The organism is Paenibacillus silvestris (assembly GCF_009882985.1).
Classification (GTDB): Bacteria; Bacillota; Bacilli; order Paenibacillales; family NBRC-103111; genus Paenibacillus_E; species Paenibacillus_E silvestris.
Genome location: NZ_WTUZ01000022.1, coordinates 963,087 through 987,120 on the forward strand (window position 1 = coordinate 963,087; position 24,034 = coordinate 987,120).

Genomic DNA, 24,034 nt, shown 5'->3' on the forward strand with positions numbered 1-24,034 from the left:
ACATGAAACGACTGCGGTTTATGCATGCCGCCGACTTGCATCTGGATTCCCCGTTCAAAGGCATGTCGGCGCTGCCTGAACGAGTTCGTGAGCGCATGAGAGAATCAACATTTGGCGCGCTCAAGGAGCTCGTCGCGGCAGCTGTTCAAGAGCAAGTGGATTTTGTACTTATCAGCGGGGATGTCTACGATTTGTCGGATCGCTCGCTTCGCGCGCAAATTCGCTTTCAGAAAGCGTTGGAGCAATTAGCAGCGCAAGGAATCCCTACATATATCATTCATGGAAATCATGATCCGGAGGATGGACGTGCCGCAAAGCTGGTTTGGCCGGCAGACGTCCATTTTTTTGCGTGCGATCAAGTGGAGACGCTGACGGTAACGAAACCGGATCGAGGTGTCATTGCACAGATTCATGGGATTTCTTATCGCAGCGCAGCCGTTATGGAGAACTTAGCACTGCAATTTAAGCCTGGGCATGAAGATGCGCCTCAAATCGCGCTTTTGCATACGAATGTTGACGGTGACCCAGCTCATGATAATTACGCCCCGTGCAGCAAGCAGGATTTGCTGAAAGCAGGTATGCACTACTGGGCTTTAGGTCATGTACATACTAGAAATGTGCTTCATGAGCTGCCGGCAATTGTGTACCCGGGGAACCTGCAAGGGAGAAATATACGGGAAACAGGGCCACGCGGTTGTTATATCGTAAACATGTCGGAAGATGGACGAGCGGATCTCGCGTTTCGTGCGCTAGATCAGGTGCGCTGGTTCCAGCAGCGGTTGTCTGTTGCCGGCATACAGACTGAGCAAGAATTGAAAGACAAGATTGGTGACCACCTTGAAAGGATTAGGGCTGAAGCGGACGGACGCGATGCTGTCGTCCGTATCGTGTTGGAAGGGCGAAGCGCGGTTTTCAGCCTGCTCCGCAAAGGGCGGCTGCTTCAGGAACTTATCGCTGAGCTGCGACTGGACGAAGCAGAGCGGAGCCGCTTCGTCTGGATTGAATCGATCGAGGACCGAACGGCAAGTGAGCTCGATCTGGAGCTACTACAGCAGGAGAAGAGCTTTCTTGGCGATCTCCTGCGAATTTCCGCTGCGCTGCGCGCCGACGACGAAGCGCTGAAAGAGTTCGCGGGCGAAGCACTCGCCGCGCTGCAAAGCCTGCCGCAGTCAGCCGGCGACCCGGCTGCGGCCGATTCCGAGCGGCTGCGCGAATGGCTGCGCGCCGCAGAGGAAATGGCCGCGGATCTCCTATCCGCGGATGGGGGGTGGCCTGGATGAAGATCGTATCCATCCAGGTAGAGGGCTTCGGCAGCCTGCGGCAGCGGCAGCTCGACACGGACAGCCCGCTGGCGCTGTTCTACGGCGCGAACGAAGCGGGCAAGAGCACGCTCATGGGCTTCGTCCGCGCGGTGCTATTCGGCTTTCCGACCCGGCAGAACCGGTCGGAGCGCTACGAGCCGCTGGGCGGCGGCGCCCATGGCGGCGCATTGACCCTGCAGGATGAGCAGGGTCAGCTCATTCGCGTCGAGCGCTACGACGCGCCCGCTGCAGGCGGCAGACGTGCCTCTGCGGGGCACGTTAAGGTTACCCTCGGTGATGGCACCACCGGAGGAGAAGAGCTGCTGAACACGCTGCTGGGCGGCCTATCGGCCGACCTCTTCCGCAGCTTGTTCGCTTTTGGTTTAACCGAGCTGCAGGAGCTTCGCACCCTGCAGACGGACGAGCTCAGCGGCTATTTGTATAGCGCTGGGCTTGGTGTAAGCGGCTCGGCCATCATGGAGGCCGAGCGCAAGCTGACGGCGCAGGCCGACGGCCTGTACAGACCCCGCGGGCGCAATCAGGAGATGAATCGTCTCCTGAAGGAGCTGGAGGGTCTGGAGCAGTCGCTGCGCCGCAGCCGTGACTTGGCAGCCGGTTATGATCGGCTGCAGGGAGAGCGCCGCTCCGCGGAGGAGCGCATTGCTGCGCTGGAGCAGCAGCAGGAGGCGCTGCGCGCGGAGCAGCTCAGGCTCGGCCTGGCCGGCAAGGCGCGCAGCGGATGGATCCGGCTGCGGCAGATCGTCCAGGAGCTGGCGGCGCTGCCGGAGCTGGCTGGCTTCCCCGAGCGCGCCTCGGCGAGGCTGGACGCGCTCGAGGCGGAGCTGGAGCGCCTCCATGCGGAGCGCTCAAGGCTCAGCCTGCGGCAGCGAACCTTAGCGGATCAGCTGGGCGCGATCCTCATCCAGCCTGATGTGCTCGCGCATAGGGCGGAGCTGAATCATTGGCTGGAGCAAGCAGCCACGTATGAAGAACAGAAGCGCAGTTTGGACGGGCTGCGCGTGGAACAAGAACACGGGCGCGCGCAGCTGGGCAGGCTGCTGAAGCAAATAGACGCTGCAGAAGCGGAAAGACCGATGGATATCGGCACATTTGCGGTGTCCATTTCCCTTCGTGAGCAAATTCGATCTTTCAAGGAACAGTTTCACAAGTGCCGGGCGGATGAACTGCGAGTTCGAACAGAGCTGGAAAGCCTGGAGCAGCAGATCCTGCGAGTAGAAGATACGATTCGCAGCTTGGAAGAGGGCGTACGGCTCTCCCCTTCATTAATTGGCGGGATTGACCCGGGAGCGGCGCTGCAAAGAATAGTAAGAGATTATGCGCAGTGGCAGCTTCTGGTCAGGGAGGTTCAGCATCACCAAGAGCGGGAAGCCGTACAGAACCAGTACAAGCTCAGTCTGGAGGAAGCGTCTAGAGCAGGTAAAGCTGCATCGCGTAAGCTTCGAAAGCGGATGGTGCTTTTGATCGGCGTGTTGGCGATTCTTGCCCCTATTCTGCTCGCTTGGCAGAGCAGCTGGGCAATGGCTGTTTGTGCCTTTGTGCTATTTGCTGGCGCGGCACTCTACATCCAGTTCGGCGATCGGTCGGCAGCAGATAGCCGCGCTTCTCGCACGATGACGGCGTCTCCCAGCCAGGAGACTTCTCGAACTGACGCGACTGCTCGCGAACTTCTTGAGTTGGAGCGGCGTTTGCAGGAACAAATCGAAGCGTTCATGAAATCAAATCTAGCGCAGATTGGTTTTCATGAAGCTGCGGCAGCATCATCTTTCCACTCTTCGCCGCAGATAGGCCGTGCTGACTCGCACTCGCTTCCCAGCTTCCAGCCTCAGTTGGATGCCTGGTTGAGAGAAGCGGAGAACAACAAGCAACAGCTCAGCCAGCAGCAGCGCAAGGTGGAAAAGCTGCAGGATGCGAAGGAAATGCGTGAGTCCCTTCAACACCAAGAAGGGCAGCGAGGCATTTTGTATGAACAGCATGTAGCAGAGTCTGAGCAGCTTCAGAGGGATTGGAGCAACTGGCTGTTATCGCTTGGTTTAAGTGGACGCTTATCCCCGGATTCCGCTATGGAAACGATTCAGACGATTGAGCAGGGGCAGGAAAATCTCCGTCAGCTCCATAAACTGGAAGCAAGGCTTGCTTCCGTGCTAAGAAGCGTAGAACAGTATGAAGAAGCTATTGGATTGCGGCTTGAGCTACCCTCAGGACAAGAGCCTCTATTTGCTCTCAAACGCTGGAAAGAGCAGGAGCAAGAGCAATTGAAGCTGCTTGCGACTAGAAGCCATAGCGAAGCGCTATATGCAGAGGTTGCAGAAGAATTGCAGCTTCTGGAAGCTGCCGAGCAGCGTACGCGCGAAAGGCTTGCCTCCTTGCTGCAGGAAGCCTCGGCAGAAGATCCTGAAGCGCTGCGCTTGCAGGAGAGAGAGCAAGATGAGCGCAAGAAGTTAAACGAAGAACAGAAGCTGCTGGAATCTTCTCTTGAGACTTTGCTAGGAAGTGCGTCTCTAGCTAGCTACACACAGCTATTGGAGACGCAAGGGGAAGCAGATATAGCTTACCGCTTGGACACTCTTGAGCAGCTGTTGGCGGAAGCGACAAGCTCAACGAACGAGCTCCGTGAAGCAGCCGGCAAGCTGGCAGCACACATCGAACAGCTGGAGCAAGGCTCTGAGCAAGCCGATGGCGAGCTTCAGGCTGAGGCCTTTCGGGCTTCGATACGGGAACAGGTGGATCAATATGCTGTGGTTTCCTTTGCTTCCTTGCTCATGAAGAAAGCTCGCGAGATCTATGAGCAGGAACGGCAGCCCGGTGTGCTTTTACGAGCATCCGATTATTTGGCGAGGATGACGAGTGGAGCTTTCACCCACGTCAAAGCGCCATTCGGAGAGCAGCGTCTTGTTGCGGTTCGATCGAATGGGCAGTCCGTGGATACAAGTCAGCTCAGTCGGGGAACTGCGGAGCAGCTGTATTTATCGATGCGTTTTGCGCTTGTGGAAGAATATGCCGGCAAAGCGGTATTACCGCTCGTCATGGATGATATTCTCGTCAACTTCGACGAGGAACGGATGGAGAGCTGTCTGCGTGTGCTCGCTGACTTAAGCAGCAGGCATCAAGTGCTGTTGTTTACCTGTCACGGACATGTACGGGATGCTGCGGCGCGCGTTATTCGGAATTACCAATTAATAAACTTGTAGAATGGTGATCCTGTATGGCATGAGAACCCGTTCATGATCATATAAGTTGAAGAAAAAAGCTGGAGGTATCAAAGTGGAGCCAGGAAGCGGGAAGAAGAAAGAGCACCGGGAAATAACGTACCAGGTTGGTTGGAAAAAAGGGAAAATCGAGTGGAATGAAGGGGCTGCGGAAGCGTTATCTGTTAAATCACTTAAGCCTGTAGAAAGTCCGGAAGATGCTGAAGTGAGACGGCTTCAGCTTCTATGGAAACCAGCGATGAACCTCCCAAGCTGGATGCTGTTCCCTCTTCTTTATGCGCTTCCGGTTCTTTGCTTTGGTTTAACGTTTATCCTCATTTATGGTCTGCGGCATGGATAGTCGACAATTAGAAAGGGGGGCTTAAGCATGAATATGCTATTAGCGATAATTGGCGGGTTTCTTGGTCTTTTTGTAACTGGAGTTGCGATTTATACGGCATGGATGATTCATCAGCTTTGGCGTCAGCAGGCGGCAGCGCCGAAGGCTTTGAGTCAAGTGGAGATTGCGGTAAGCTATTTTTCGCGCTGGACAGTGATGGATTATGCCATGATCGGACTGTTTATCAGTGGTCTACTGCTATTGTTAGCCCAGCTATTCGCGATCCTGCGCGATCAAACGGGGACGACAGCACTTTTTCATTTTTCCTATTTGCTCACTGGCCTTATTTTATGCGTGATGGGGATGCTCTTTCTGGTAGTCCGTCTAATCGTCGTTCTCGGCTTCGCCCAAACAGGGGTCCTACACCGCACGTTTACGGTTGCGCCAGATCATGAGCACCAGCCAGACAACGCTAATTAAGCCGAATACTGGATACAGAGCAGCAAGGAGCGTTTTAAAACCAATTTGACTGACCAGATAACTAAGTCCTAGAATGCTAAGCAGCAAAAATTTTCGGTTTAATTTGGTACGTTGCTGCAACTGCAAGGACAGGCCATACGCGTCGGCGATAAATGTTGTGAAAATCTCTCCATAAATAACGAGCAAATACGCGATTTGCGGGACAGAACCTAGCCTGTTAATGATATTCCCCATTGGAATCTCATACTGTGCAATACCAGGCATTTGCGCTGAGAGTGCGTAGTGAGCCGAGAGCAGCAGCATGCCAATGCCAGCACCTCCGATAAGACCGCCCCAATAAAGATCCGAACGCTTCGCGATGGCAGCTCCCATTGGCACCAGTACGGCTTGTGCCATGGCCAAATTGAAGGCTGTGTAGAGAAATGGGGCGAACCATATTTTGCCTAGGGAATCATCCGTTGTGATCCGCAGCCAGTTGCCCGAAGATGGTGAATGCCACGTATAAACGACAATAACCACACTAAAAAGCAGCATGATAGGAACGACAATCGAGTTGACTGTCATAATAGCTCCAATTCCTCGCGATAAGACGAGATAGGAAAGCACCAAGGTGACCAAAAGTCCAGTCTGATAGGATAGATGAAGCTGCTCCTCAAATACCGTGCCGCCACCGGCAAGCATGACGGTTGTAATTCCGAACAACACGATCATGGTAAACAAGCTGATCCAATTCCCTATTTTCGGCCCAAAAATGACCCGGTTCAGATCCTCATAAGACGTGGCTTTCAAAGTATGAGCCATTAGCATGAGCTTAATGCCAATCCATATGAATAGCACGGTAGATAAAGCGATTGTTAAAGTTGCTATCCATCCATAGCGCGTAAAAAATTGCAAAATCTCTTGTCCAGAAGCAAAACCTGCTCCAACGACAGTTCCGATATAGGTAAAGGCAATACGGACGATCTGTGACCCTTTTCGCATGGATTGCCCCGCTTTCTTTCGTTTGGTATAGTACAAGGTATGTTCGCGAAGACAGTAGCATGACTGCAACTTGGGGCAAGCCCTTTTTTTTGATAAAATGGATAAGAACAGAAAGACGAAAGAATTTGGGAGTGTGTCTTTTGTGAAAGAAGCTCTTTATGATTTAATTGGGCATTATGGCTACATTGCTCTGTACCTTCTATTATCTGCCGGGATTGTTGGCGTACCTATACCAGATGAAACGTTGATGGCTTTCGTGGGCTCGCTGACTGCGCCTGGAGGTCCTTTTGAGTATGGGACAACCTTAATTGTGATTTACGCAGGTACGATGACCGGAATGATTGTGAGTTATCTCATCGGTCATCGGGTCGGCAAGCCATTCTTGTACCGCTATGGAAAATGGATCAAGCTGACGCCGGATCGGATTGAAAGGGCAGAAGGCTGGTTTCATAAATATGGGCTTTGGACCGTATTCTTCGGTTATTTTGTGCCAGGAGTACGCCATTTCACGTGTTATTTATCTGGAGTTAGCGGAGTTAAATTCTACAAATATATGCTTTACGCGGGGACAGGGGCTTTGCTGTGGTGTACAACTTTCCTCACACTGGGTCATTTCATCGGCAGCAATTTGGACGGATTATTCAATCTGATCCATCAATACTTGGGTGTGAGTCTCATCATTCTTGCCATTGTGGCTGTGATAGGGGTGGCAATTTATTTCCGCTTTCGGAAAAGAAGAGCGATCTAACCACAAAGAAAGACCATACTTGTCATCCTTTCGGTGACGGTATGGTCTTTGCTCTTTCTTGCTTTCGTGCGGAATTAACGATCTGCGAAAAGCTTAATCGATTGGATCGTGTTGGCGTTCGGGTCCACATCGAGCTTCAAAAGAGTACCTTGTGATTTGTAAGAAAGCACATAGGTTGTGTTAGAATCCGGTTTGCCGAGAATGGTAATGGCATCCTCAACTTTCTGACCGAGGTGCAGTCCGCGAAGTCCCGGATCAATATCCGTAGAGTGTACATCCACGAACTCTAGGGCATCCTTGACATTAAAGCCAACGGAGAAATCACCGAAGTCGTAGACTTGAATCGCATCCTCATCTTCATCCATGACGAATTGCTTCTTTGCTTTGCCGAATCGGTCCAGCACCAAGTTTTTGCTTGTTCCAAGCTTTAAGCCCATTAGGGTCGGTTTCTCCTGCTGATAAGCATCTTCAGCTTTCACTCGTGGCTTAGACGTTGGTTTGGCACTTGCCGAGTTCTGTGGCAGATCCGATAAGTCCGTTTTGGTCGTATTGGCAACTTGCGCTTCGTGCTTGGCTATCGTATCCTCCGGTGCCAAGGAAGCAGTTGGCGTTTCTACAGCCAACACGGGAGGCGTGCTGACCGGGCTTGTACTTGGATTCTGCTTCTGAACAAGAACCGTTGGATCTATAGTAGGCTGAGCGGAAGGAGCAGATGACTCTTGGCAGCCAGCTAAGATAAGCAAGGAAAATGCAACAGGCACAAAGCCAAGCATAACAGGTCTCATAGCATTGTTCATTCATCATCATTCCTTTCTGCCGGATCGTTGGTCTTCATAGTTTCTTAAAAAAGAATATTACTAATCATACTGCGTTCGGGTTGTCAATCTCAATGGATCTTGTTGCCTAAATGTGAGCATTTATAAACAAATTTCAAATTGTTAACCCCTATATGATTATAGACACCTATTCAGCGTTAAAAGTTTCACTTCTAAGAGCGATATTCGCAAATTGGGACTTGAAACCTACTTCATCATTATGGTAACTTACTCATAATAGACAGGATTAAGGGGGCCAGTATCATGGAATTGTTAAAACAGCGGATCCAAGAGGTCGGTGTCGTTGTATCGGATAAAGTGCTTAAGCTGGATGCCATTCTTAATCATCAGGTGGATCCGGTTTTGACCATGGAGATGGGACGGGAATTTGCCAGACTTTTTAGAGACACCAAACCGGACAAGGTGTTAACCGTAGAGTCTTCTGGAATTCCAATTGCTTTTACAACTGCCTTGCACCTTGAGATCCCTATGATTTTCGCACGTCGCAAGAAGACATTAACGATGGATCAAGATACGTATAGTGAACGTGTGCCTTCTTTTACCAAAGGAATTGTGACGGACATTATGGTATCTTCGCATTTGCTGCACAAAGGTGAGCGCGTGTTGCTTATTGATGATTTTATTGCAAATGGGGACGCTGCTCGCGGATTAATTCGCATTATTGAGAAGGCGGAGGCTGAACTGGTCGGTGTCGGCATCGCGGTGGAGAAATCCTTCCAATCAGGCGGAAGTTCGATCAGAGAACGCGGTATTCGGGTTGAATCATTAGCAAGAATTGCCTCGCTAGAGAACGGGCAAATCACTTTTGACTGATTTTACATCTAGTCTATGACTTCCCTGAATGCCAATTATCCATTATAATGGTTATAAGGTAAGAGAGGAGGCTGACATCTATGGGTATCGAAAATGGTTCCATTGAATATTTCATGACTAAGCTTGGGGAAGCCAAAACACATTTTGAACGTGCTCTTGATTGTAAGCATACAGAATTTGATGATCTATATCCGTATATGATCGAACATCCTCAATTTTTCTGGTACAAACGCTATGTTGCCTGGTCTGAGTTGTTAACGATTGTAAAGCTCTGCACAGAGCTGACTATTGAATGGGAACAGCAATTTTCCGTGGCACAAGTGGAATATATTCAGAAGCGTGTAATGTCAAGCAAAGTCCTTGATTTCTGGTTTGAAACGAATGATTCCAAGGAACATGTAAGCTAATGCAAATTCAAGAGGCCAATGGATCCGCTAAGGATTCGTTGGCCTTTTTTCTTTCCATAGACTGGTGGCAGGCAAGATTTCGTTATACGCCATTTTGTAAAATATTCATGCTTTCAATATGCCTTTTCGTTTTTTCATTCCCTAATCGATGCAAAGTTCGATAGACTTCCGTCAAATAATAATCATATTCTTGATTAGCCTCGTTGGAGTAATAGACGGTCCAAGGAAGCCAAGAGGTAGCGTAGCTGGCCTGGGAAGTGTTATCTGTTTCCTCAAAGAGCTCCTGCAGTTGATCGAACTCCTCATCTGTAGCGGTAATTTCAAATTCATAATTGAGAGAAGTACTGTCTTCCAGTACCTCGCCTGTTCCGACGTTAACGTAATAAGTTTTTTTGTCCAATATCAAAACCCCCAAAGTTAGGATGGCGTTCTATTGCTTCGTCCTGATTAAGTTAACCCTCAGCTAGCGGATTTATGTAAAGTTTCAAGTAGACAGGAATTGGTGTATGCTTAAGGTGTAAAACTGGATGGTTGGAGGAAAAATGATGATAACAGAAGATCAGTTGGATCTTTATCGTGTAGAAAGCACCTTGCTTCGCGTTATTCGCGATGTCAGCCCAAGGAATGATGTCCGCGGCATCGTTGTCGCTTGGGATGATGACAGTGTCTTAATCCGCAAAAAAAATCGCAGAGTGGTCAAGCTTGCACGCAGCTATGTGTATCAGCCTTATGAGGCTGAGCGGCCACCGGAATATATGCTACCGCAAGAACCTATTGAGCCGGATGATGCTTCGGATGAATCGGAATAAGGTTCCAATCACGGGTGTTCAGATGGATTTGGTGAATTCCAAACACGGCAGCTACGTGCTAATTCGAAGTGACAGTCCCATGCGCACCATGAATTCTTCGCCCTGGGGCGGAGGATTCGGGATGCATGCTGCGCTCATGAATAGGCAGGTAGACAAGCAATATAACGAGGCTGATCCCCTGCGTGAAATGTATGAATTCATCCTGCGCGAAGGGTTGAATCCTCGAGGAACGGCGGGCATGCTCACCGCAGCACTGGTGAAGGATGTGGGGTACAGCACGCTAACCTGGACAGGGAATGACGCAACCGAGACTGGGGCGCATACCCTGCACGTTAGTACATGGGTCACAGTAGGTCTCGGGAACAAGGCTAGGGCAGGGGCAGAGTTGCCAGCTGCCTCGCTTTATCCCGGAACGATTAATACGATTATCGTTATAGAAGGGCAATTAACCGATGCCGCGATGGTTAATGCGGTCATTACCGCGACTGAAGCTAAGGCGGCAGCGCTTCAATCTTTAGGTATCGAAGTCGAGGGACTGCCAGCGACAGGGACCACCACGGACGCGGTGCTCATCGCAACAACATGCCGCGGGCACTTATACAGCTATGCAGGAACGGCAACAGTGCTGGGTAATATGATTGGAAGAACCGTGTACGAGGCCATTATGGCTTCGGGACAGCTATATGAGAAAACGCCCTACTAATCCGTGAGGATCGGTGGGGCGTTTGTTTTTCGTTATCGCGGTGATACTCACCGAGAATTCCCCTAAGGCTTTGGTGAAGGGAACTGAAGTCCGCTATTTGGAGAAAAACGAGCTTATCCCCACAATGAGCGGAACTACAGGCCTTTATTCGGCCTCCACAGCACGTGTTCCGGGTGAAGTAAACAAAATAGCGGAACGTAGTTCCGTTTACTTGTGGAAATGGGCTTGTTTAGACAAATAGCGCCCTGTAGTTCCCGTTCCCAATTCACCATGCAGTTGAACGCTCGCGTGCTTTATGTTCTACGAGTAACACCGAAGGCCAAACCAGCGGTAACGGCATCAACGCCAGCTGGATCGTCTTCTTCATTTTTGTAATTCGGATCATGGACAATACCTTCAGCTTCACCTTCTGTGAGATGCCGCTCATTGCCTGTATATTTGGGTTCGAGAGCTTTGATTTCTTCCTTATCCATCGTCATCCCTCCTTTGGGAATAGGGTTAGGAGCGGGGTGCGAATTTATGCATGGATTGTAAAAGTTTCGTTGACGAGCTTTCGAGTCCCATGTTATATTTATTTTTGTCACCACATCATGAGCGATCATGGCGGAATTGGCAGACGCGCACGGTTCAGGTCCGTGTGGGCTTACCCCCGTGGAGGTTCGAGTCCTCTTGATCGCATCGTACTTATAATAAACTCTTCGAATTTATTCGAAGAGTTTATTTTTTTATTGAATCATTACCTTCAAACGATGAATCACGTGTCTTTTCTCATAATTTGCAACTATCAGTTAACTCTTTTTATAGAAATCGCTCTTTTTTAACGTTTACATGACTTATAAGGTGCAGTAATTTAAGGCAAGGAGGTGAATGTAAGCGCTTTTTTAACGGCGATAAATCAACTTTTTTTGTTTGTGTATAACTCAGTTTACAGAGTGTTCAAACCTTGCAAACCTATGAAATTGCTCTCATGGAATAACGGCTACTACCAATTGATAACAGTTAAATAAACAAGATCAACGGCAAAAGATTCACTAATTCTCGACTGAGGAGAGAAGATTATGGTGCTACTCCAAAACAGGCATGCCGTTCAACACATGATTGCAATGGTTATATTTATGGCACTGTTCATTCAGATTACGTTGCCGGAAGGGAGTGTAAATGCAATCGGAAGCGATCCGTTTGATCAAAAAACGTTTAATATCACTGTCCAGCATAGCAAGCTCAAAATGGATGTAAGCGGAGGCTCAGGTTTGAACGGTGCGGCTATCCTCCAAATGCCTGCGAATACCGCTACAAACCAACAATGGACGTTTTCTTCTACGACGCCAGGCTACTACAAAATTATTTCGAAAAGCAGTTCGAAAGCGCTTGTCGTGAAAAATGCATCTACGGCAGAAGGTGCAAAAATCATCCAACATACTTACTCGGACGATGCGACGTACAATGATGAATGGTCTGTTATCGATGCGGGCAACGGCTATTATCAATTGAAGAACCGCCTAAGCAATAAAGTCATTGAAATTCCTGACAGCAGCTTAAAGAGCGAAACACAATTCGTCCAGCGAACAGCTAGCACAGGAAATAACCAAAGATTCGAAATTGCTTTCGATAGAACGGTTAATGACAATACGACGGGAACAGGCCATGACCAGTTTGCGTATAGCAGCGGATGGGACTACTCCTTGGAGCAGAATGCTTTCTCCAGTGATAACCATTATTCCAATATAACAAATTCTACGGTTACTATAACCTTTATTGGAACCAAAGTTCGGTTGTATGGGGCTAAAAACAGCAATCAGGGTATTGCTGCCATTTCTGTCGATAATGGTCCGGAGACAATGGTCGATATGTATTCCCTATCGAGAATGGATCAGTTTTTACTTTTTGAAAGTGCTAACTTATCAACCTCACAAGAACATACGCTGAAGATCAGAGTAACAGGCAATAAGAATGCTAGTGCAAGCAATACTTACTTATCTATTGACCGAGTGGACATTCTGTCGCGGGTTACTTCAGACTTAACGCCAGAGCATAATTATACGCAACGTACGGAAACGATTAACGGGGTCAATCATTCTGTCATTACTCTTAATTACACGGGATACGATGCCGGTGACTCGGTTAGAGCGGCCATTCAAGCCGTAAAGGCAGCACCGAAACCTGTCATACTTGATTTCCCTACAGGCACCTATCACTTTAGAGCAACAACGGCTAATCAGGTGCAATATTATATTTCGAACGCGTCAACAACTGAGCAAACGCCCGACGGTTGGAGGAGAGTAGGCTTGTTGTTCAAAGATATTCAAGATCTGACGATCCGCGGCAACGGCTCAACGTTGATGTTCCATGGCGTTATGACGCCAATTGTGTTCGACCATGCAACAAATGCTAAGGTGAACGGTATTAACATCGATTTCAACCGTCCGGTCGTATCGGAGATGACAATTACCGAAGTTGGCAGCAACTATGTGAGAGCAAGCATACATGCCGACACTTGGTACTATATCCAGAGTAATCAGCTCGTATGGATGGGAGAAGAGAACTGGACGCAGAACGGTACACAAAATGTAAAAGCTGTTCAAGAATACAAACCGGCTACCAAGGAAACCTGGAGGGTCGGCAATCCGCTAATCGGTGTTACAAGCACACAAGATTTGGGTAACCGAATAGTCCAATTCAATTACTCGAGCGCTCCTAATTTGACAGTAGGAAACACGTTCCAGCTGCGTGACACAGCTCGAAGAGAGCAGGGAGCATTGATCTACCGCAGTAAGGATATTGTTTGGAACGATGTGAACTTCTACGCTGCGCCAGGTCTTGGCATCATCAGCCAATACAGCGAAAACCTGACGCTGAACCGCTTGTATTTTGCACCGAAAGTTGGCAGTGGACGGACGAACGCTTCGATGGCTGACTTCCTCCAAGTGTCCGGGAGCAAAGGGAATTTCGTTGTGGATGATTCTTACTTTGCGGGGGCTCATGACGATGCCATTAATGTTCACGGTACGCATCTGCAAGTGGTACAAATACCGGCATACAATCAAGTAAAGGTGCAATTTATGCACAATGAGAGCTGGGGGTTTGATGCGTTTGCAATCGGCGACACCATCGAATATATAAACAAGTCGACGCTGCTCTCGAAGCAAAGCGCAGTCGTAACTGGAGTTACGCATGTTAATGACACTCAAATCCTGCTGACCCTGGATAGAACGGTACCTTCTTTTGTAACGGTCAATGAATATGTCGTGGAAAATACAACATGGACGCCGAATGTGACGATCAAAAACTCATCTTTTGAAACGATTCCGACTAGAGGCATCTTGCTCACGACGCGCGGCTCCATTCTTGTAGAGAATAATACATTCAACCGCATGCCGATGAGTGCTCTTCTTATTGCGGACGATGCCAATAGTTGGTATGAATCCGGAATGGTAAAAAATGTGATGATCAAGAATAATATCTTCAATAACAATGGGAACTCCGTTATTAGTATACAGCCGAGCACTTCCCTGACTAATCCCGACAAAACCGTTCATAGCAATATTGTGATTGACGGTAATCAGTTCATCAAATCAACCGGCGACTCCAAGATTTATGCCAAGAGCGTAAACGGGTTCACTTTTATCAATAATTCGGCTAATCAAGGCGGTATTGAGATGAATCTGGATAAGTCTAGAGGAATAATCGTTATGGGCAACAGCTTTGCCCAAAGTAATGTTACGAAAAAAATAACGATGAACAATATGTACACGATCGAAGGGACTATCGGTGAAAATCAAGGTTTTGTCGTGACACAAACGAACACCATTACACCTATCGCGTGGGAGTCGAATGATATTCCGCAAGTACTTATGACGGCTACTGCCTCCAGCAGCCATAGCGGAAATGAAGCAAGCAAAGCAGTTGACGGAGACCGCTCCACGGTTTGGCATTCGGAATGGAGTCCAATGGCGAATTTGCCACAGTCTATTTTGATTGATCTTGGAAGCTCGTATTCCATCACGAAATTAAGGTATTTACCGTGGCAAAATGGCAATTCGAACGGCAACATTACTTCTTATCAAATCGCAACAAGTACAAACGGGTCTTCATTTACGACGGTTGCAAGCGGAACTTGGGCGGATAACAACAGCGAGAAGAGCGCTGTGTTTAATCATGTTACTGCCCGATTTATTAAGCTTACAGCTACAGCAAGCCATGGAGGTTTTGCTTCAGCGACGGAAATTAATGTCGTTCACAACTAGGGGTAAAAATTAACTGAAACAAACACAAAGCGGTCTAGTTTCACCCATTCAAATAGAAGAGGCTGTCTCAAAGTCACAAAATGACTGAGGGATAGCCTCTAGTGCGTTTGGCGACGCAAGCGAATTAAGAGTAAAGTCTCCATTACCCCGCGGGGTGGTGGTGTGAGAGGATAGGGGCTACCGGCTTTCCATTCGATTTCCTAGGAAATCATGCCCAGGTGGGTAGGCAGCTAGGAATAAGCCTTATATAATAAAGATTATCTGAGAGGAAATAGGGGGCCAACCTATGGAAGAAGATTGGAATTTGTTTGAACGCATCCGGGATCGGGAGCAGGTTCTAATCTTTATGAACACTGCTTTGAAGCAGAAGGCTCCTTTCATAGGGTATGGTCAAAGAATTACGATCATATTTAATATGTATAGTTTGTGGGACCTCTCGGACAGCTCGACGCAAAAGGCACAACAAGCATTCTACGAGCTTGAAGACAGGCTCATTTCACGGATGAAAGATAAGGGATATGCGCTATATGCAGGACGCATTTCTTCACATAATAAAATGGAAATGTACTTTTATGCCAAGGATGACTGGGACTGGGAGCGGGAAATGAAGCGGATACTGCTCGATTTCCCTAACTTCCGCTATTATTTCTCAATGCATTTGGATGTGGACTGGAGCTTCTATCTGGAAGAAATGGCGCCTTCACCGCTAGAGGAGCAGTGGATGCGCAATGCTAAGATCGCTTACGCGCTGAAGCGTCGTGGAGACAACTTGGAGAAGGCCAGGGAGGTTCAGCATTGGCTGCATTTTCCGGATTCAACCCGGATGGATGAGATGAAAAGCAAAGTGGGTCCACTTGGCTACAGGGTCATTGTGTCCGAATTGGATACGACACGGCAGGTGGAGCCCTATGTGCTTCATTTGAGCAAATTACACACACTGGATGTTCCAACCGTCAATGCTGTCACCAAAGAATTGTTCGTACTAGCCTCTGAAGTGGGCGGGACTTATGATGGTTGGGGGACGCGTCTTATTCTTAAGTTTCCTGCGAAACTACGCGCCCATTTGAAACGTGTATGTAGTAAGATGATTGCCGCATTCAAATAGTTGCCTGATAGCTAGGCATTATGGCGGTTTTCATGAAGATTAGGTATAATGCATAGTATAGTTTGTACATGTTTTTTTAATAAAAGGAGTTGATAGTTTCATGGATAGAACAGTCACAGTTTCGCATTCAGGCAGTTTTGCTCATGTGCTTCAAACATTTGCCATCTCCCTCTTGGTTTCCTTTCTGGGGACGCTGATCGGCGCTATGGTCGTTCCGCCTTCGATGATTATGCTTTTCGTCATTGCTGAAGTGGCCATGCTTGTGGCAGCTATCGTTATTCGGATTCGCGGCAAACATATCGGATATGGTTTCCTTTATGCGTTTACGGCGATTTCGGGTGTAACGCTATATCCAGTCATCATGGCATACGGGGGTATGCTTGGAGCTAACGTAGTATCAGGTGCATTCTTCGCGACAGCGGCGATTTTTGGCGGTCTTGCCTTTTATGCACATCGCTCGCAACGTGATTTCAGCTTCCTGGGAGGCTTTTTGTTCGCTGGAACGATTGGTCTTGTATTGATGAGTGTAATCGGCATGTTCGTTAACTTCGGTTCGATTACGAACTTGATCTGGTCGATGCTCGGCATTCTGATCTTCAGCGGTTGGGTGCTGTACGACGTGGCTCAATACCGTAACGGGGTATCCTCTGAAGAGGTTCCACTGGCTGCACTCAATATTTATCTGGATTTCATCAATCTCTTCTTGTACATCTTGCGTTTCTTGGCTTCCATTGTTGGAATAAGCAGAGACTAAAGAGTAAATCACAATGAAAAAGAGGCTGTCTCTCAGGTCATATCAGACCTTTCGAGACAGCCTCTTTTAGTTGTGAAAATATGGGATATCCCCGCGAAAACATCGATTAATTTCCAGCAGGGTATGAAGAAGTAAAATGAGCTCAGCATGACTTAGCTGAACTGTAGTGAAGGAATCTTCCTGTTCGTGGTCACGAAGCTTCAATTCCAGCATGTGGTTGGATTTATCCATGTGGATGTTGAGCTGTTCAGTTAGGAGCATCTCTTCCCACATTCCATGCACCCCTTCCGCTCTGAATTACTTTAATATATGCAGCAGGGACGAGGTTAGAAGCGTGTTAAGAGGTTCATAGCGTCAGAGTGATTTTTTTGGGACAAGCACGATTTAGGCCCTCTCTTCATACAATTTAGTGATCCTATATGGGGAGAGAGGAGATTGACCTATGGCGGCTTGCAATACTTGGACGTATAGAGGAATTTCGTCTTCGGTGTTTCGATCGTTACAACAAGTGGGCAAAAAACAGGGCTTCACCATTCCTAACGCAGCATCAGGCAAATTCATGATTACCGTGGTAGGGATGAATGTCGGTTTCCAATATGCCTGGGATACGAATGCACAGACCTTGCTGTTGCAGTGTGATAACAAACCGATGCTGCTCGGCTGTAGTACGATTAAGACATTTGCGGATAAAATTATTGCGGAGAGCGGCGGAAAAGTCAGTTGAATCCATGTCCTCCACCTGTCTTAACCGTTTAAGCCCGGAGCTCTCTGGTTACAATAGGGAGAAAAAGGCAGGTGGGCGTATGGCCAAAAGTGATGACTTGGTCAAGTACATAACACAGCAGGTCGTGACATTTATAGACACACCAAGAGATGTCCGCCAACAAGCAAAAGCGATGCATAAAGAGCAGCGCGAGCATTGGCAGACTCGTTGGTTTGGTATGCTGCCGTTGGCAGCCCGGATGCTGATTGACCAGTTTAAAACCAAAAAATAAGGAACAAAAAAAGGGCTGCCCTATAAGTAGAATCATCTACTTGCGGGGGAGTCCTTTTTTGATTTAATAAATGTGCCCCATTTCCAGCGCGGCTGGCAGTTGAATATACCTCGGTCCCTCATGATCCAGAACTAGATAAGAGGAACCTTCCTGCCATGATTGGTAACCTAAGACCGCAAGCGGCAAGGTAACCTGACCACCGTATAGTTCGGTGACATAGGTTAGATTTTTATCGGTATCAAGAGCACTCTGCAGTGTAGTCAGACCAGCGACAGGAAGCGGTGAACCGACAATCCATGGCATCCGTTCATAGGGATCAAATGCTGGATGCATGACGGTACTTGCTACTTGTAAATCAGTCGTCATAAGGTGGGTGTCATCAGACTGAAGTTTGGGAGTGGGGTCTTCTTTGAGCGGAAGGACCTCACCTGACTTGGCATCCACGTAGTAGGTTTGATCATTAAGCTTGATTTTCCAAACAGCGGTTAAGGCGTCCATATATAAGCGGTCTTTGGCGATCGTTTCAGTCGCGATAAAATCAGAATAAGAAATCGTTGTAGGTATGAGTTCCTGCTGTACCAAAGAACGATACAGCGTGGTCAAGCTGAAAAGTGGATGTTTACCTGTGCCGTATTCCGTTAATCGGAAGGAGCCATTCTCTACGGCTTGTACGATCATATAACCGACATCCTCACCATGATCAGTGAGAATAACAACCCAGCCATGCGTCCCTGGACCAAGCGGGTAGCTGTTCCAAGCTGCTGCTTGCCAGTTGTGAAACCCTTCTTCCCGAGCGAGCGAATTCCGCCACTTATCAATCGTGGCTGTTAACGTGGATTCGCTTCGCAAATCCGGTACAGGCTTCGCAGCTTCAGCTAATTGACTGCTAGCTGCGGGCTTTCCTGTCTGCTGCACGAGGCTTGTCCGATCTGGGTTATCCCCCGCAGAGCTTAGGGACGGTATGAATAAGATACTGCCAATACATATGAAGCAAGTTGCTGTCCATGCAGTCCACAGCTTCATCCGCGTTCACCTGCCTATCGCTAACTTCTCATTTGTATGAATCTATTGTAATTCTTATGTTATAAAAAGAATGTTAGAACCTGCAGCGTTAATTTGCGAGGTTTTAGCGACTAGCGTCAGTTCCTAGGCGATCGTCCGGCGTTTAAATGGAACAATCCGCAATTGATGACAGAAACGGCAATACGCGGCTTATGCTGCCAGTCGATTTCACTGAGGCGGTTGCGGCATTGCGTTTCAATTTCGTCTCTTTGGGCTGGCTCTGCATTCAGCAAAAGGCCGTTGTAAAAGGATTCGACGCGGTCAATCTCGCTGCGGTGCTGCTCGTTCGCCTCGTCTGCCCATCTATGATCATAGGTGCTGACTTTGCGTTCGAGCGTCGTTTCAAGCAAGTTCACGGCTTTGGACAACGAGATCGTATCCGGCAAAATATGACTATTCGCCGGCAGTTTGGGTGAAAGGCTTTTGGTCAGCAGATGCTTATGAAAATTCTCGCGAATCTCGCCGTTGTTTAATTGGATGGCAAGGGAGTGGATTTCACTTCGTTTGCGGTCGCAGGCGAGTTCAACCTTGTAATTAACGCAAAACCAAGTATCGTACACAAGCGCAGCATGATACGTAGCTCCTGTCGGAAAAGGCTCCTCAAATAGATGTACGAATTTCCCGCGTTCCCGGACGATATTGAACATTTGTTCCAAGCGTCTGCTGCCAAAAGTGACATCATCCTGTGGCACACGCGCTGTAATCGTTGTAGGAACGAAGCCAAAGTAACGTCCCAGAATGCTGTCGGAGGAGCCGTCAGGGGCTTGCTCCTGATTCGGTACAGGAGAAGCGCTGGCAGCAGGCGGGCTCTTCACGGCCGTTGGCGCAGCCTTGGACTTGGCTTCAAGCATCATTTGTTCCGGATCGAAGACGAATTTATAGGTCATGGTTTCGGCAGGCGTCCCGGTACGTTCCACGAAGCTCCAATAATAAGGCCGGCCTGTCATTTCTCGATCTGCTTCCGGAGACAGCTTGGCCGTGACATAGGAGGGGCTTTTTTCTAAAATAGTGCATTCATAGGCTTCAAGAAATCGCATGACAAAGGTATGAACGTTGCGTTTGTTCATGGTCTGACCTCACCGCTTTGCGCTCCGCCTACGGCATCAAGGATATGTTGAAACTCTGCGCCGTACACCGGATTATGCTCAATTTCTTCTTTGATTTCGGTGAAAGAATGCCCTAGCTCGTCAATTTTTCTACGAATATCATCTCTTGATCCTGCTTCCATCACCATTCGGAATAACGAGGTTTCTAGAGAACCTTTCTTCTCAATCTTCTCCAAAATCGTATCGAGCTGCCCAATCACCATCTCAAACATATTGATTTTCTCGTGCAGCAAGGAGAGGATGTGCTCTTCAATCGTATTATTTGTAGATAAATTATAGATGTTCACATCGTGCGTTTGGCCAAGGCGATGGACACGACCAATCCGTTGTTCCACGCGCATTGGGTTCCACGGCAAGTCGAAGTTAATCATGTTATGGCAAAACTGCAGATTGATTCCCTCGCCGCCTGCTTCCGTAGCAACTAGCACTTGTACGCGATTGCGGAAGAGATCCATCATCCAATCCTTCTTCCCGCGATTCATGCCGCCGCGATAAGGCACTGCCGTAATTTTATGCTCTTTCAAATAGTTGAGCAGATACTCCTGAGAAGCGCGATACTCCGTGAAAATAATGACTTTATCATTAATTTCTTGAACGAGCTTCATGGTGGTTTCCGCTTTGCTATTCGATTTAATGCTGCGGATCAGCTCGACAAGCTCCCATATTTTGGCGCGTGTAGGCGAGTCTTCCGCTGTTTTTTTGAACAAATTCACGAGCGTGATGAAGACAGCGTCTCTGGAGGAGCAAACCTCCCGCTGGAGCGTGATGAGCGAAAGCATGCTGCTTAAATCGCCGGAACTCTCTGCGTACCGCGTGCGGACGAAGTTGGTGACGCCATCATAGAGCGCCTGCTCGTCTGGAGAAAGCGTCAGTGGAATGTTCTTCACCACCCGCTTGGTGTAATGCACACCGCCATCGCCGCGACGATTCCGAATCATCACCTTGGAGAGCTCCTGCTGAAGCTGGATCTCATTTTTCGGTGTTCTTTTGCCAACTACGAAATTGGACTTAAAGGAGCTATGGACCCCAAGTTGACCGGGCTTGAGCAAAGTAATGAGATTATAAAGCTCTTTCAAATCATTTTGAACTGGTGTGGCAGTGAGCAGCAGGCAATATTTCTTGCGCAGCTCGTTAACGAAGGTGTAGTTGGTCGTTTTCTTATTTTTTAATTTATGGGCTTCGTCGACTATAAGCATGTCGTATTCCAGACCCATCACGATTTCCCTGTGAGGATCTCGTTTGGCCGTATCCATGGAAGCAACGATAATATCGCTTTGCTGCCACATGTACGCTTTTTTATGAGCGATGGCGGGAATACCGAATTTGGTGTTTAATTCACGGACCCATTGCAGGACAAGGGATGCAGGAACCAGGATAAGTGTTTTGCGGACCAAACCGCGGATCATGTATTCTTTTAAAATTAAACCAGCCTCAATGGTTTTCCCGAGTCCAACCTCATCAGCCAAGATGGCTCGACCGCGCATCTCATTGAGCACTCGCTTAGCTGTATCGATCTGATGAGCCATAGGCTCAAGCTGCCCCAGATGAGGAAGGCACTGCATTTCATCAAATGTAGAAATAAGCCCCGACTCTTCCGATTCGTAGGCTAGCTGGTATAAGGTCCAATCATCCCATGGCCCTCCTCCGCGCACACGATGATCCAGCTCAGTAAACGAGTCCCTCTCAAAGTGCATGTCCAACCGATGATGAATGGGGCGAATGTTCTCTTGCTGTTCATGTTGACGCATCGTTGTGCCCTCCTAAGAGTTTTCGTAAGAAAACTAACTTCGTAAACCTAAGCTGCGTTATTGCTTGTTATGAAGCACGGGCGCTAAACGCCGAATACGTGTTAGTATGTCCATAAGAGGCGCTTTCATAACTTTTTCCTTTGTAAAACAGACGATGAGATTGGGAGGGAGCTTGCAGAGGGGGAGGAATCGTAACAGAAGGTGATTATGTGGTATGATAGACGTTGTCTTTTGACAAGCGATGTAGCAAAGAAAGGGTGAAGATTTCGATGACAGCATGGCGATTTATACATACGGGAGATCGTTCTCCTGCTGAAAATATGGCTTTAGATGAAGCGATTTTGACCGCTCATAGCGAGGGAATCGTTCCTCCTACGGTGCGTTTCTATGGATGGAATCCAGCAACTCTGTCGATCGGCTATTTCCAAAAAGCGTCTGAGGTCGATCAGGAAGCCGTAGCTAAGGAAGGGATTGGCTTCGTGCGCCGTCCAACAGGAGGCAGAGCGGTCCTGCACGATAAAGAATTGACATATAGCATCATCGTGGCTGAGGATTATCCGGGCATTCCCCGAAATGTCACCGACGCTTACCGCGTCCTGAGTGAAGGACTGCTGCAAGGGTTCCGTGCGTTAGGACTCAACGCCGAGATGGTGCAGCTTGCAAGCGACGAGGAGAAGGAGAAATATGCATCTGCAGGCTCAGCTGCCTGCTTCGATTCTCCCTCCTGGTATGAGCTTGTGGTTGAGGGACGTAAAGTCGCCGGCAGCGCGCAGGTACGCCAGAAGAACGTCGTGCTGCAGCACGGCTCAATTCTGCTCGATATGGATACGGACCAATTGTTCCGTATGCTGCGTTTCTCTAACGAGAAAGTGGCGGAGCGGATGAAGACAAGCTTTTCGAAAAAAGCGGTGGCGATTAACGAGCTGCTGCGGGCACAGGGGAAAGATGCTGTTACCTTGGGGCAAGTGGAAGAGGCGTTCCGCCGGGAAATTGCTCAAGGTTTAGGCGTGGAGCTGGTGGAGGACTCTTTGACACAGTATGAGATTGAATTGACCAATGCTCTTGTGCGAGAGAAGTATGGTACGGATGAGTGGAATTTGCGGCGGTAAGGGTGAGTGAGGCGGGGGGCTTGTTGATCTCGATTGATTTGATACCTTGTACAAGGTAACTTTAGAAGATCTGCGAAACTAGAGTAGCTAGGTTAGGGGAAGCTGAACGAGCTGAACCCGTTGAACGAGCAGAACGAGCAGAACGAGCAGAATGAGCAGAACGAGAAGAACGACCAGAACCTTGCAAATTGGGGAACTAGGGGACGCTATTTAGGGAAAAAGTGGTTGCTGGGGAGCTGAAACGGAACTTGAGGGTCTTATTTCAGCAAAATGAGAGCTAAATCGGATGAAAAGTCCGAAATAGCGAACTGGAGTTCCCTTCATTGGCTCAAACGATGAATTTCACTGAAATAGCGCCCTGGAGTTCCTTTATTAGGGTGTGGATTAAAAACCTAAGGCAGCTGCCTTAGGTTTTTTTGCTGATTACGAAAACGTACGAACAAACTCCTCTTGCAGCTTGCGGGTAAACGCCCCAGGCGTGCCGGCTCCAATTGCGTGGCCATCTACTTCTAGAATTGGTGTTATTTCGACCGTTGTTCCTGTGATAAAGGCTTCGTCAGCTGCCAAAAGCTGTTCCGTTGTAAAAGCCTCCTCTTTAACGGGGATTTCTAGAGAATGGGCTAATCTTAGAACAACCGCCCGGGTGATGCCATGTAAAATCAAATGATTAGCTGGATGCGTATAAAGCGCACCATCCTTGATCATCATCACGTTAGATGCGCTGCACTCTGTCACTGTACCTTCGCGATGCAGGACAACCTCCTGCACACCGTGATCGAGCGCTGCTTGTTTGGCCATGACATTGGGCAGCAAGTTGAGCGTTTTGAGATCGCATCTTAACCAGCGAATATCAGCAAAAGTAATCGCTTTGATACCGTTATGTATGGTTGCTACAGGTCTTGGCACTTCCGTACAATAGGCGAGCATAATGGGTTCAGCTTGAGCAGGAAATGGATGCGCGCGAGGAGCTTCCCCTCGGGTGATTTGCATATATACCGTGCCTTCGAGCAGCTTATTTTTGTCCACTAGTTCAGTTAGAATTTGTCCGATTCGGTGGAGGGTAAAAGGGAGCGTAAGCCGTACTTCACTTGCAGTTCGTTGAAGCCTCTGCAGATGTGCCTCCTGCTCATATATTTGGCCTTGATATACGCGGAAAACTTCATAGATACCGTCTCCGAAATAATAACCGCGATCATCAGGCGAGAGCTGAATATCCGCTTTATTCATAAATTCATTTTTATAAAAATACATGGCTCTAACATCTCCTTAGCAAAAATAAATAACGAA

General features: G+C 48.3%; 24 protein-coding genes and 1 tRNA gene. 16 read left to right on the forward strand and 9 right to left on the reverse strand.

The window, feature by feature from the left end; all coding sequences use genetic code 11:
• Positions 1–2 precede the first annotated feature (2 nt).
• The 4 genes from GQF01_RS24750 to GQF01_RS24765 are packed head-to-tail and all read left to right on the forward strand — an operon-like array spanning position 3 to position 5,327.
• Complete coding sequence (locus tag GQF01_RS24750; RefSeq protein ID WP_161409441.1) at positions 3–1,280, forward strand: metallophosphoesterase family protein; 1,278 nt, start codon at positions 3–5, stop codon at positions 1,278–1,280.
• On the forward strand, positions 1,277–4,510 hold the full coding sequence (locus tag GQF01_RS24755) for an AAA family ATPase (protein ID WP_161409443.1): 3,234 nt from the start codon (positions 1,277–1,279) through the stop codon (positions 4,508–4,510). The genes GQF01_RS24750 and GQF01_RS24755 overlap by 4 nt, the downstream gene beginning before the upstream one ends.
• 46 nt (positions 4,511–4,556) lie before the next feature.
• Complete coding sequence (locus tag GQF01_RS24760; RefSeq protein WP_202556649.1) at positions 4,557–4,868, forward strand: hypothetical protein; 312 nt, start codon at positions 4,557–4,559, stop codon at positions 4,866–4,868.
• Between the two features lie 27 nt (positions 4,869–4,895).
• Complete coding sequence (locus GQF01_RS24765; protein ID WP_161409446.1) at positions 4,896–5,327, forward strand: hypothetical protein; 432 nt, start codon at positions 4,896–4,898, stop codon at positions 5,325–5,327.
• On the opposite strand, the gene GQF01_RS24770 is transcribed toward GQF01_RS24765, so the two are convergent.
• Positions 5,268–6,308, reverse strand: coding sequence for a YkvI family membrane protein (locus GQF01_RS24770; protein ID WP_161409448.1), 1,041 nt, complete (start codon positions 6,306–6,308; stop codon positions 5,268–5,270). The two genes, GQF01_RS24765 and GQF01_RS24770, sit on opposite strands and share 60 nt — an antisense overlap.
• Before the next feature lie 97 nt (positions 6,309–6,405).
• Here GQF01_RS24770 and GQF01_RS24775 point away from each other — a divergent pair, with 97 nt between their 5' ends.
• Entirely contained in the window at positions 6,406–7,056 is a 651-nt protein-coding gene (locus GQF01_RS24775) for a DedA family protein (protein ID WP_161409450.1), read from the forward strand.
• A gap of 74 nt (positions 7,057–7,130) precedes the next feature.
• On the opposite strand, the gene GQF01_RS24780 is transcribed toward GQF01_RS24775, so the two are convergent.
• Positions 7,131–7,853 (reverse strand): DUF4309 domain-containing protein, encoded by a 723-nt coding sequence (locus GQF01_RS24780; RefSeq protein ID WP_235960220.1) that lies wholly within the window; start codon positions 7,851–7,853, stop codon positions 7,131–7,133.
• A 282-nt stretch (positions 7,854–8,135) separates the two neighbouring features.
• Between GQF01_RS24780 and GQF01_RS24785 the strand changes: the two genes are divergently transcribed.
• Positions 8,136–8,705, forward strand: coding sequence for a xanthine phosphoribosyltransferase (locus GQF01_RS24785; protein ID WP_161409454.1), 570 nt, complete (start codon positions 8,136–8,138; stop codon positions 8,703–8,705).
• A gap of 80 nt (positions 8,706–8,785) precedes the next feature.
• On the forward strand, positions 8,786–9,112 hold the full coding sequence (locus GQF01_RS24790; RefSeq protein ID WP_145662633.1) for a hypothetical protein: 327 nt from the start codon (positions 8,786–8,788) through the stop codon (positions 9,110–9,112).
• An 82-nt stretch (positions 9,113–9,194) separates the two neighbouring features.
• On the opposite strand, the gene GQF01_RS24795 is transcribed toward GQF01_RS24790, so the two are convergent.
• Complete coding sequence (locus GQF01_RS24795) at positions 9,195–9,512, reverse strand: hypothetical protein (protein WP_161409456.1); 318 nt, start codon at positions 9,510–9,512, stop codon at positions 9,195–9,197.
• 145 nt (positions 9,513–9,657) lie between these two features.
• Between GQF01_RS24795 and GQF01_RS24800 the strand changes: the two genes are divergently transcribed.
• Both GQF01_RS24800 and GQF01_RS24805 read left to right on the forward strand, forming a co-directional pair.
• Entirely contained in the window at positions 9,658–9,921 is a 264-nt protein-coding gene (locus tag GQF01_RS24800; protein WP_161409458.1) for a hypothetical protein, read from the forward strand.
• Entirely contained in the window at positions 9,908–10,624 is a 717-nt protein-coding gene (locus GQF01_RS24805; protein ID WP_235960222.1) for an adenosylcobinamide amidohydrolase, read from the forward strand. The genes GQF01_RS24800 and GQF01_RS24805 overlap by 14 nt, the downstream gene beginning before the upstream one ends.
• A 293-nt stretch (positions 10,625–10,917) precedes the next feature.
• On the opposite strand, the gene GQF01_RS24810 is transcribed toward GQF01_RS24805, so the two are convergent.
• Positions 10,918–11,097, reverse strand: coding sequence for a hypothetical protein (locus GQF01_RS24810; RefSeq protein ID WP_145662629.1), 180 nt, complete (start codon positions 11,095–11,097; stop codon positions 10,918–10,920).
• Between the two features lie 121 nt (positions 11,098–11,218).
• Here GQF01_RS24810 and GQF01_RS24815 point away from each other — a divergent pair.
• From GQF01_RS24815 to GQF01_RS24830, 4 genes are all read left to right on the forward strand, one after another.
• Positions 11,219–11,302, forward strand: a tRNA-Leu gene (locus GQF01_RS24815).
• Between the two features lie 380 nt (positions 11,303–11,682).
• Positions 11,683–14,868, forward strand: coding sequence for a discoidin domain-containing protein (locus GQF01_RS24820; protein ID WP_161409460.1), 3,186 nt, complete (start codon positions 11,683–11,685; stop codon positions 14,866–14,868).
• A 286-nt stretch (positions 14,869–15,154) separates the two neighbouring features.
• Complete coding sequence (locus GQF01_RS24825; RefSeq protein ID WP_161409463.1) at positions 15,155–15,973, forward strand: DUF695 domain-containing protein; 819 nt, start codon at positions 15,155–15,157, stop codon at positions 15,971–15,973.
• A gap of 100 nt (positions 15,974–16,073) precedes the next feature.
• Positions 16,074–16,727 carry a Bax inhibitor-1/YccA family protein gene (locus GQF01_RS24830; protein ID WP_161409465.1) on the forward strand — a complete coding sequence of 218 codons (654 nt, stop codon included), beginning with the start codon at positions 16,074–16,076 and terminating at the stop codon, positions 16,725–16,727.
• Between the two features lie 66 nt (positions 16,728–16,793).
• Here the strand turns inward: GQF01_RS24830 and GQF01_RS24835 are convergent, their stop codons facing one another.
• Positions 16,794–16,958: a hypothetical protein gene (locus GQF01_RS24835; RefSeq protein ID WP_161409467.1), complete on the reverse strand. Its 165-nt coding sequence runs from the start codon at positions 16,956–16,958 to the stop codon at positions 16,794–16,796.
• Positions 16,959–17,169: 211 nt separating this feature from the next.
• On the opposite strand from GQF01_RS24835, the gene GQF01_RS24840 reads away from it, so the two are divergent.
• Positions 17,170–17,451 (forward strand): hypothetical protein, encoded by a 282-nt coding sequence (locus GQF01_RS24840; RefSeq protein WP_161409469.1) that lies wholly within the window; start codon positions 17,170–17,172, stop codon positions 17,449–17,451.
• Between the two features lie 4 nt (positions 17,452–17,455).
• On the forward strand, positions 17,456–17,722 hold the full coding sequence (locus GQF01_RS24845; RefSeq protein ID WP_328803526.1) for a YqzE family protein: 267 nt from the start codon (positions 17,456–17,458) through the stop codon (positions 17,720–17,722).
• Between the two features lie 63 nt (positions 17,723–17,785).
• On the opposite strand, the gene GQF01_RS24850 is transcribed toward GQF01_RS24845, so the two are convergent.
• From GQF01_RS24850 to GQF01_RS24860, 3 genes are all read right to left on the reverse strand, one after another.
• Positions 17,786–18,745, reverse strand: coding sequence for a hypothetical protein (locus GQF01_RS24850; RefSeq protein WP_161409473.1), 960 nt, complete (start codon positions 18,743–18,745; stop codon positions 17,786–17,788).
• Positions 18,746–18,861: 116 nt separating this feature from the next.
• A complete protein-coding gene (locus tag GQF01_RS24855; RefSeq protein WP_161409475.1) occupies positions 18,862–19,851 on the reverse strand; it encodes a YqhG family protein in 990 nt (329 codons plus the stop codon).
• A complete protein-coding gene (locus GQF01_RS24860) occupies positions 19,848–21,638 on the reverse strand; it encodes a DEAD/DEAH box helicase (RefSeq protein WP_161409477.1) in 1,791 nt (596 codons plus the stop codon). Before GQF01_RS24860 ends, GQF01_RS24855 begins: the two co-directional genes overlap by 4 nt.
• A 269-nt stretch (positions 21,639–21,907) precedes the next feature.
• Between GQF01_RS24860 and GQF01_RS24865 the strand changes: the two genes are divergently transcribed.
• On the forward strand, positions 21,908–22,747 hold the full coding sequence (locus GQF01_RS24865) for a lipoate--protein ligase family protein (protein WP_161409479.1): 840 nt from the start codon (positions 21,908–21,910) through the stop codon (positions 22,745–22,747).
• A gap of 423 nt (positions 22,748–23,170) precedes the next feature.
• Here the strand turns inward: GQF01_RS24865 and dat are convergent, their stop codons facing one another.
• The gene (dat, locus tag GQF01_RS24870) at positions 23,171–23,998 is read right to left on the reverse strand and encodes a D-amino-acid transaminase (RefSeq protein WP_161409481.1); all 828 of its coding nucleotides are present in this window, start codon (positions 23,996–23,998) and stop codon (positions 23,171–23,173) included.
• Between the last annotated feature and the right edge of the window lie 36 nt (positions 23,999–24,034).

What these genes read in the sequence shown, in the direction of transcription:
- GQF01_RS24860 (WP_161409477.1), bottom strand. Translation starts at nt 21,638, where the DNA reads ATGCGTCAACATGAACAGCAAGAGAACATTCGCCCCATTCATCATCGG.
- GQF01_RS24810 (WP_145662629.1), bottom strand. Translation starts at nt 11,097, where the DNA reads ATGGATAAGGAAGAAATCAAAGCTCTCGAACCCAAATATACAGGCAAT.
- GQF01_RS24785 (WP_161409454.1), top strand. Translation starts at nt 8,136, where the DNA reads ATGGAATTGTTAAAACAGCGGATCCAAGAGGTCGGTGTCGTTGTATCG.
- GQF01_RS24835 (WP_161409467.1), bottom strand. Translation starts at nt 16,958, where the DNA reads ATGGATAAATCCAACCACATGCTGGAATTGAAGCTTCGTGACCACGAA.
- GQF01_RS24780 (WP_235960220.1), bottom strand. Translation starts at nt 7,853, where the DNA reads ATGAACAATGCTATGAGACCTGTTATGCTTGGCTTTGTGCCTGTTGCA.
- GQF01_RS24750 (WP_161409441.1), top strand. Translation starts at nt 3, where the DNA reads ATGAAACGACTGCGGTTTATGCATGCCGCCGACTTGCATCTGGATTCC.
- GQF01_RS24830 (WP_161409465.1), top strand. Translation starts at nt 16,074, where the DNA reads ATGGATAGAACAGTCACAGTTTCGCATTCAGGCAGTTTTGCTCATGTG.
- GQF01_RS24770 (WP_161409448.1), bottom strand. Translation starts at nt 6,308, where the DNA reads ATGCGAAAAGGGTCACAGATCGTCCGTATTGCCTTTACCTATATCGGA.
- GQF01_RS24825 (WP_161409463.1), top strand. Translation starts at nt 15,155, where the DNA reads ATGGAAGAAGATTGGAATTTGTTTGAACGCATCCGGGATCGGGAGCAG.
- dat (WP_161409481.1), bottom strand. Translation starts at nt 23,998, where the DNA reads ATGTATTTTTATAAAAATGAATTTATGAATAAAGCGGATATTCAGCTC.
- GQF01_RS24775 (WP_161409450.1), top strand. Translation starts at nt 6,406, where the DNA reads ATGGATAAGAACAGAAAGACGAAAGAATTTGGGAGTGTGTCTTTTGTG.
- GQF01_RS24845 (WP_328803526.1), top strand. Translation starts at nt 17,456, where the DNA reads ATGTCCTCCACCTGTCTTAACCGTTTAAGCCCGGAGCTCTCTGGTTAC.
- GQF01_RS24820 (WP_161409460.1), top strand. Translation starts at nt 11,683, where the DNA reads ATGGTGCTACTCCAAAACAGGCATGCCGTTCAACACATGATTGCAATG.
- GQF01_RS24840 (WP_161409469.1), top strand. Translation starts at nt 17,170, where the DNA reads ATGGCGGCTTGCAATACTTGGACGTATAGAGGAATTTCGTCTTCGGTG.
- GQF01_RS24865 (WP_161409479.1), top strand. Translation starts at nt 21,908, where the DNA reads ATGACAGCATGGCGATTTATACATACGGGAGATCGTTCTCCTGCTGAA.
- GQF01_RS24765 (WP_161409446.1), top strand. Translation starts at nt 4,896, where the DNA reads ATGAATATGCTATTAGCGATAATTGGCGGGTTTCTTGGTCTTTTTGTA.
- GQF01_RS24855 (WP_161409475.1), bottom strand. Translation starts at nt 19,851, where the DNA reads ATGAACAAACGCAACGTTCATACCTTTGTCATGCGATTTCTTGAAGCC.
- GQF01_RS24755 (WP_161409443.1), top strand. Translation starts at nt 1,277, where the DNA reads ATGAAGATCGTATCCATCCAGGTAGAGGGCTTCGGCAGCCTGCGGCAG.
- GQF01_RS24850 (WP_161409473.1), bottom strand. Translation starts at nt 18,745, where the DNA reads ATGAAGCTGTGGACTGCATGGACAGCAACTTGCTTCATATGTATTGGC.
- GQF01_RS24800 (WP_161409458.1), top strand. Translation starts at nt 9,658, where the DNA reads ATGATAACAGAAGATCAGTTGGATCTTTATCGTGTAGAAAGCACCTTG.
- GQF01_RS24805 (WP_235960222.1), top strand. Translation starts at nt 9,908, where the DNA reads ATGAATCGGAATAAGGTTCCAATCACGGGTGTTCAGATGGATTTGGTG.
- GQF01_RS24790 (WP_145662633.1), top strand. Translation starts at nt 8,786, where the DNA reads ATGGGTATCGAAAATGGTTCCATTGAATATTTCATGACTAAGCTTGGG.